Here is a 1,712-nt window from a genome sequence, read left to right as displayed (position 1 = left end):
CATAATTACGCTCCAGCATCTGGAAATCTCGATGTTCATCCTGGGCATGGCCAATAAACGTAGACCGCAGCCGAAAATCGGTCATATTCGATGCCGCTCGGGCAATCCACCGAGCCCCTTCCACGACCTGAGGGCGCAGATTGCGTAGCAGTGCCTTGTAGTCATCCAAGGTGAACTCACCGCGATGTAGGCGGCGAATCATGGGAAGCGATCGCAACTGGCGCTCAAACTCCAGCCACACCAACGCCAAGCGTCGTAGCAGATCCGCTGAAACGTTTGTAGCAGCAGCATCTACGGTTTCCTGCTGCACCTGCACCGGTGCAGGTGCAGCAGCGGGTAGACTCACCGGACGCACCACACCTTCCACCACCGTTAATTTCATGTAAGCCGTGGTAAACCGGCCACTTTCGGGTACGAAGCAAAAGATGGTTTGCCCTGGCTGTAACTTACCCGACTGAAAGAGTTCTTCTAGCATCAGATAAATAGAGGCGCATCCTGTGTTTCCTCGGGTGTAGAGGTTAGTGAACCACTTTTCCTCCGGAATCATACAGCCGGCTTTGGTTAACAAGTCTACAATCTGACCCCGGAAAAAGTGGGATGAATAGTGACAGAGGAGCCAATCGATCTCCTCTGGACGCACCCGCCCCCGTTCAATCAACCGCAGCCAGCCCTCAATACCTAAACGAATCACCTGATCCAGCAAGCGAATATTTTGCCGTAGGTTGATCACCCCTTGTCTAGCCGCCGCTTCATAGGAGGGATAATCCATCCAGCCCTTTAGCGTATCTGGGCTATCCACCCCAGCATACATACAGACCGGGTAAGCATTGGCATGGGATACCGACTCAATCCAATCAATGCGTAAACTTATTCCCTGAGCAGCCGGACAATCCTGTACCAGCAGTGCGCCCGCGCCATCGGATAACATCCAGCGCAAAAATTCTACATCAAACGATAGCGACTGCCCCGCCTGAACAGCATCCTCCGCCTCAAAGCGCGTATGTTTAAACAAGCGTGACGCCAGTTCTGATGCTACCGCGATCGCATTCTGACGCTTGCCCAACTGCACCTGGGCTGTAGCATAGTTCAACGACGCCACCCCCGCGCAGCAGACCCCCTGATTGGAAACAGCCTCCAGGGGCGACAATTCCGACAGTTCACCATGCACCATGCTGGCAAAACCGGGCACTAGGAGATCTGGCCAAGTGGTGCCGCAGGCGAGCAGATCAATGGTCTGCGGATCGAGGTCTGCACGCTGCAACAGATCGCGCACCGCCGCCGCCGCCATCTGGCTATTGGTCACAGTGGTCTGCTGCTGGCGATCGAGGGCATAGTATCGCTGCTGAATGCCATTGCTTTTGAGGATGCGCGACTTCACCCGCGAGGGGCGATCGCCCACCCGTCCAAGGTAGTCTTCCATCTGATCATTGCCAATGGGGTCACCGGGCAGGAATTTGCCAATTTGGGTAATGTAGGCGTTTTGCATGGAACAATTGGGGAGAGAAACGACTCATAGATTCATTGCGTTAGTTCCAGAATGCAGCGGCGATTCTTGTCTTGCCGATTCTCTGTGCCACTTTTCAGAATGGATGATAGGGCGATCGCGCCATCACATTTCCCTAGTTGTCTGGAAAAAGCAACTCAGATCTCGTAGTTAAAACCATGAGTGATTTTAATGGCAAGACTGGGCATTCTATGTCATACATGCGACT

General features: G+C 53.6%; 1 protein-coding gene. It reads right to left on the bottom strand.

Translation table 11 applies throughout. The features are described from left to right. On the bottom strand, positions 1-1,486 hold a 1,486-nt coding region (locus V6D20_24705; GenBank protein HEY9818983.1), incomplete at its 3' end, for a beta-ketoacyl-ACP synthase III. Positions 1,487-1,712 lie beyond the last annotated feature (226 nt).

The sequence above is a fragment of the Candidatus Obscuribacterales bacterium genome, from assembly GCA_036703605.1.
Classification (GTDB): Bacteria; Cyanobacteriota; Cyanobacteriia; order RECH01; family RECH01; genus RECH01.
The sequence above is the reverse complement of the archived record's forward strand: the minus strand, read 5'-3'. Positions and strand labels throughout refer to the sequence as shown.